This is a genomic window from Streptomyces racemochromogenes (assembly GCF_044129415.1).
Lineage (GTDB): Bacteria > Actinomycetota > Actinomycetes > Streptomycetales > Streptomycetaceae > Streptomyces > Streptomyces racemochromogenes_A.
In genome coordinates this window covers 1-5,142 of the sequence record NZ_JBBDHD010000237.1, presented here as the reverse complement: position 1 = coordinate 5,142, position 5,142 = coordinate 1, and the positions used below count along the sequence as shown (strand labels likewise).

Annotated in this window: 6 protein-coding genes; 4 read left to right on the top strand and 2 right to left on the bottom strand. The window is 75.2% G+C overall.

Features of this window, described 5'->3' with window-relative positions; translation table 11 throughout:
* Positions 1-127: 127 nt before the first annotated feature.
* Both trpD and WDV06_RS36120 read right to left on the bottom strand, forming a co-directional pair.
* On the bottom strand, positions 128-1,228 hold the full coding sequence (gene trpD / locus WDV06_RS36125; protein WP_395514042.1) for an anthranilate phosphoribosyltransferase: 1,101 nt from the start codon (positions 1,226-1,228) through the stop codon (positions 128-130).
* A gap of 1 nt (position 1,229) precedes the next feature.
* A complete protein-coding gene (locus WDV06_RS36120) occupies positions 1,230-1,433 on the bottom strand; it encodes a hypothetical protein (RefSeq protein WP_395514041.1) in 204 nt (67 codons plus the stop codon).
* 270 nt (positions 1,434-1,703) lie between these two features.
* On the opposite strand from WDV06_RS36120, the gene WDV06_RS36115 reads away from it, so the two are divergent.
* The 4 genes from WDV06_RS36115 (at position 1,704) to WDV06_RS36100 (ending at position 5,040) form a co-directional block, all read left to right on the top strand.
* Positions 1,704-2,483 carry a 4'-phosphopantetheinyl transferase family protein gene (locus tag WDV06_RS36115; protein ID WP_395514040.1) on the top strand — a complete coding sequence of 260 codons (780 nt, stop codon included), beginning with the start codon at positions 1,704-1,706 and terminating at the stop codon, positions 2,481-2,483.
* A 199-nt stretch (positions 2,484-2,682) separates the two neighbouring features.
* A complete protein-coding gene (locus WDV06_RS36110; RefSeq protein WP_395514039.1) occupies positions 2,683-4,023 on the top strand; it encodes a cation:proton antiporter domain-containing protein in 1,341 nt (446 codons plus the stop codon).
* Between the two features lies 1 nt (position 4,024).
* Positions 4,025-4,330 carry a chorismate mutase family protein gene (locus WDV06_RS36105; RefSeq protein WP_395514038.1) on the top strand — a complete coding sequence of 102 codons (306 nt, stop codon included), beginning with the start codon at positions 4,025-4,027 and terminating at the stop codon, positions 4,328-4,330.
* A 140-nt stretch (positions 4,331-4,470) separates the two neighbouring features.
* Positions 4,471-5,040 (top strand): sensor domain-containing protein, encoded by a 570-nt coding sequence (locus WDV06_RS36100; RefSeq protein WP_395514037.1) that lies wholly within the window; start codon positions 4,471-4,473, stop codon positions 5,038-5,040.
* Positions 5,041-5,142: the final 102 nt, after the last annotated feature.

Sequence of the window (5,142 nt, the reverse complement as noted above, 5' to 3'; positions counted from 1 at the left end):
CCCCCCCCCCCCCCCCCCCCCCCGCCCCCCCCCCGCCCCCCCCCCCCCCCCCCCCCCCCCCCCCCCCCCCCCCCCCCCCCCCCCCCCCCCCCCCCCACGGCCGTGTTCCCTCCGCCCCGCCGCCGCGCTACGCGGCCGCGGCGCGGTCCTCGTCCCGCCCCGGGGAGTTGCTCCGCGCCACCCACCGCGCCAGCACCGCGGCGGCCGCGCCCGAGTCGACCGCGCGGGCCGCCGCCACGAGGGCGGGGGCCAGCCGGTCGGCCAGCGGGCGGGCGGACGGGGTGCCGGCCGCCAGGGCCGCCGCCGCGGAGAGCAGTACGGCGTCACGCACCGGCCCCCGCTCCCCGGCGAGCAACCGCCGCGCCACCGCGGCGTTGTGGGCGGCGTCGCCGCCGCGGAGTGCCTCGGGCCCGGAGAGCGGCAGGCCGACGTCCCTGGGGTCGAATCCCTCCTCGCGGACCTCGCCCGCGGTGACGGACCACACCCGCGAGGTGGTGGCGACGGTCAGCTCGTCCAGCCCGTCGTCGCCCCGGAAGACCAGGGCGTTGACGCCGCGCCGGGCGAGGACCCCGGCGATCAGCGGTGCGAGCCGGACGTCGGCGACGCCGACGGCCAGCGTGCGCGGCCGGGCCGGATTGGTGAGCGGGCCCAGGGCATTGAAGATCGTGGGGATGCCCAGTTCCCGGCGGGGTGCCGCGGCGTGCCGCATCGCGGGATGGAAGTCCGGTGCGAAGCAGAAGGTGATGCCGACGGACCCGGCGAGTGCGGCGACCCGGTCCGCGGGCAGCCGCAGCACCACCCCGAGCTCTTCGAGGACGTCCGCGGAGCCCGAGCGCGAACTGGACGCCCGGTTGCCGTGCTTGACGACCCGGGCGCCGGCCCCCGCGGCGACGATCGCGGCCATGGTGGAGATGTTGACGCTGTCGGCGCCGTCGCCGCCCGTGCCGACGATGTCGACGGTGTTCCCGGCCACCCGCAGCGGGGTGGCGTGTGCCAGCATGCCGTGCGCCAGCCCCTCCAGTTCCCCGACCGTCTCCCCCTTGGCGCGCAGGGCGACGAGGATCCCGGCGATCTGGGCCGGGGTGGCCTCCCCGCGCATGACGGTGTCCATCAGCCAGGCCGTGTCGGCCGCGGTCAGGTCCAGGCCGCGCAGCACGGTGTCGAGGAGGCGGGACCAGGAGCGGTTCCCGGGGACGGCCGGCGTGCGGCGGTCACGTCCGAAGGCCATCTCAGCCCCAGTCCTCGCTGCCGGGGACCGGCGAGGTGGGGACGACCGGGGCGGTCGGGGCCGTGTCCGCGACCACCCGGCCGGTGCCGCCGTCGGTGGCGGATCCCGCACCCGCGGCGCCGGCCTGTACGGCGGCGACGACCGCCACGGCGGCGAGGGCCAGGCCCGCGGTCTTCCGGATGCGATTGCTCCGCGTGAACTTCATGCTGCTCATTCCCCCTGTTGGAAAGTCTGTCGGGGTGGCCGCCGCCGTTTCCGTCGCGGCCTCCCCCGGTTCGAGCAAAACACTAGGAGGCCTCGACTTCGGCTCGTTATCGTCTCCGCTTCGCGGGTGAAGCACGGACGATAAAGCCCTGTCCAGGGGGGATATCCTCCGTGTGCCCGGAGGTTTTCCGGCTATTGCGCGGGGCCCGCGCGCGCCACCATTGACCCTGGTGGCGGGCCCCTGCCGCCCACGGAGGCGAGGAGCGCGCGCATGATGCCCATGACGGTTCACGGGACCCCGCTGCAGCCGTCCTCGGCACGCACCGTCACATGTCACGTGTGGGTGTCTCGACGGCTGCCCCGGCCCGAACGCCACCTCGGCCTCCTCGACGAGGCCGAGCGGGCCCGCTGCTCCGGCTTCGTGCACGAGCGGGACCTCTCCCTGTTCGTCACGGGACGGGTGCTCGCCCGCAGCGCCCTGGGCTCCCTCACCGGCCTCGCGCCGGACGCGGTCCGCCTGCGGACCCGGTGCGCCGGCTGCGGCGGGGCGCACGGCAAGCCGCAGGTCATCGGCGAGGCGGCCGGCTGGGAGCTGTCGATCTCGCACTCCGGCGATCTGGTCGCGGTGGCCATGGCCGACGGCCATCCCCTCGGTGTGGACGTGGAGCAGTTCCTGACGCCCGAGGAGCCGGGCATCCCCGTCGAGTACGCGCTGGTGCTCACGCCCGAGGAGCAGGCGGCCGTCGAGTCGCTGCCCGTCGAGGAGCGGGCGGGGGCCTGCCTGACCCTGTGGACCCGTAAGGAAGCGGTCCTCAAGGCGACCGGCGAAGGACTGAACACTCCCATGGACTCGTTCACCGTCAGCGCCGCCGACCAGCCGCCCGCCGTGCTCGCGTGGCACGGCGCCGAGACCTCCGACCGTCCCTTTCCCGCCATGGTCGATCTGCCGAGGATCGACGGCTGCTTCGGCGCCCTCGCAGTTCTCGGGGCGGATTCCATAACCCCCTACGTGCGCCCCGGCGCGGAAATCGTGGCCGAAAGACTGCGATAACGAAAGGAAATCGCGCACCGATAGCTTCGCTGCATCGTTCCGGGCTACCGGACATCCCGAACAGGAGATGCAGCGTGATCGGGTCAGTCGTGAGGGTGGGGGGCGGGACCGCGGGCCGGACGGGCGCCGCGTACCCGAGATCCCCCTCCAGTACCGTCCGCCGCGTGACCGGTGGGGCTCCACGCGCGGAGCCGGGGTCATGACGGCGCCGCACGCGGACCCCCTGGCCCGGTTCCTGATCGCGGCGGCCGTGGTGGTCCTCTTCAGCCATCTGCTCGGATCGCTGCTGGGCCGGCTCGGCCAGGCCCCGGTCCTCGGGGAGATCCTCGGCGGTCTGCTGCTGGGGCCCTGCGCGCTCGGCTGGATCTGGCCGGACGCCACGGCGTGGCTGCTCCCCGCGCAGGTCACCTCGGCGCTCACCGCCACCGCGCAGCTGGGTCTGGTCACCTTCATGTTCCTGCTCGGGTGCGAACTGCGCCTGGAGCGGGTGCGGTCCGGGCGGACCGCGGTCGGGGCAGCGGTCCTCGGCGGCATGGGGCTGCCGTTCCTCGCGGGGGCCGCCATCGCGGTCCTGGCACCCGGCATGCTGCGGGGCCCGGCACCCGATGGCGCGGGCTACGTGCTGTTCTTCGGGCTCGCCCTGTCGGTCACCGCGCTGCCGGTACTCGCCCGGGTCCTGGTCGACAGCCGCCTCGACACGACCAGGCTGGGGTCGTTCGCCCTGGTCACGGCGGCGTTCGGGGACGGCCTGGCCTGGCTGGTGCTGACCGCCGTGCTCGCCTTCGGCGGCGCGGGCGGCAGCGGCCACATGGCACTCACCACCTGCCTGTTCCTCGCGCTCGTGGCCGGTACCCGGCTGTTCGTCCGTCCGCTGCTCACGGTCCTCCTGCGGCGGATCGAGGGTGACGGCCGCGCCGGACGCCTGGTACTGCCGCTGCTGCTGGCCGGCGCGTTCGGCTACGCGGGGCTGACGGAGCTCATCGGACTGCACCCGGTCATCGGCGCCTTCCTCTTCGGGATGGCGGTCCCACGCGGCTCCGTGGCCGCCGCCCGGACGCAGCGGCAGCTCCAGGGATTCACCCAGGCGGTGCTGCTGCCGCTGTTCCTCGCCGGAGTCGGGCTCGCCGTCTCCCCCGGCACGCTCGGGCTCGGCGCCGGGCACTGGCTGGTCCTCATCGGCGTCGTACTCGCCGGCTTTCTGGGGAAGTTCCTCGGGACCGGCGGTGCGGCGTGGGTCTTCGGCATGCCCCGCACGGAGGCACTGCGCTTCGGCGCGCTGATGAACTGCCGGGGCGTCACCGAGCTGGTGGTGGCCGGGATCGGCTGGCAGGCCCACCTCATCAGTTCCGCGGGCCTGACCACGCTCGTCGTGACGGCCCTGGCCACCACGGCCCTGACCGGCCCGCTCCTCAAGGTGCTCGGCACGGCCGCCCCGGCCGCCGCCGGCACCGCCCCCCGACCCTTCGTTCCCGCGGCCCGGCCCTCGTCCGAGGGCGCCGCCCCCCGCATCCTCGCCAACAGCACCCCTGTGGAGGTCTGACATGTCAACGATCGGCACCGCCCGGATCACCGAGCGCAAGGCACACCTGGCCTCCCTCGACCGGGAGATCATGGAACTGATCCACGAGCGCAACGCCACCTGCGAGCAACTGCGCGTCCTGCGGCGGCTGGCGGGGCTGCGGGAGTTCCAGCTGGCCCACGAGAACGAGGTGCTCAGCCAGTACCACGAGGCCCTCGGCCGGCCGGGCACCGCGATCGCCCTCCAGCTGCTCGCCCTGGCGCGCACCGAGCGCGGCGCGGCCGTCCGCCCCGTTCCCGAGCGGCGGGTGACGCCCACCGCCGCCTGATACCCGCCCGGGGAGGGGTCGTCCCCCACAGGCCCCTCCCCCGGCGCGCCCCTCCGTGCTCCGCCCCCTTCCCCGCCTTCCCCCCTCGCCTTCCGCCCCGCGGAAGGCGCTTTTCCCGTTTCCAGGAAAGGACGTCCACCATGGCCTACGCCGCCCGCTCCGGGTTCGCGGGTCTGCTGTCCCTGCCGTTCCGCCGCGACACCTGGCGGCACATGCTGTTCGCGCTGCTGCTCCCGCTGACCTTCGCCCTCGTCCTGTCGCTCCAGTACGTGATGAAGGCGGCCCAGGAACACGGCCACCCCCGGCTCGGGCCGGTGGTCCTGGCCGTGGCCCTGGCCGGCATCGCGCTGGCCGGTCCCGCCTTCGAACGGATGCGGCTGCGGGTCTTCTTCGGCGAGACGGTCGCGCCGCGCGAGGGCGGACGCGTGCGGCACGGTCTCGCCTTCTTCGTCGTCAACATGCTCCTGTCGACGCTGTCGTTCGCGGCAGCGGCCGGCTGGGTCATCGTCTGCGCGCGCAACCTCACGTACCCGATCTGGGGCTGGGCCCCCTATCCCACTCCTGCCTGGGGCGGCCCGACGCCGCTGGGGGCGGTGGCCCTGCACTTCGCCGCCGGCGTGGTGGCGTTCTTCGTGATGCCCTGGGTCGTCATCCACACCACCAACTGGCAGCGCGCCGCCGTGCGCCGCCACCTCGGCCGGGAGCGGTGACGACCCGCTGCCGCACCACTCCCCCTCGGGGGGGGGGGGGGGGGGGGGGGGGGGGGGGGGGGGGGGGGGGGGGGGGGGGGGGGGGGGGGGGGGGGGGGGGGG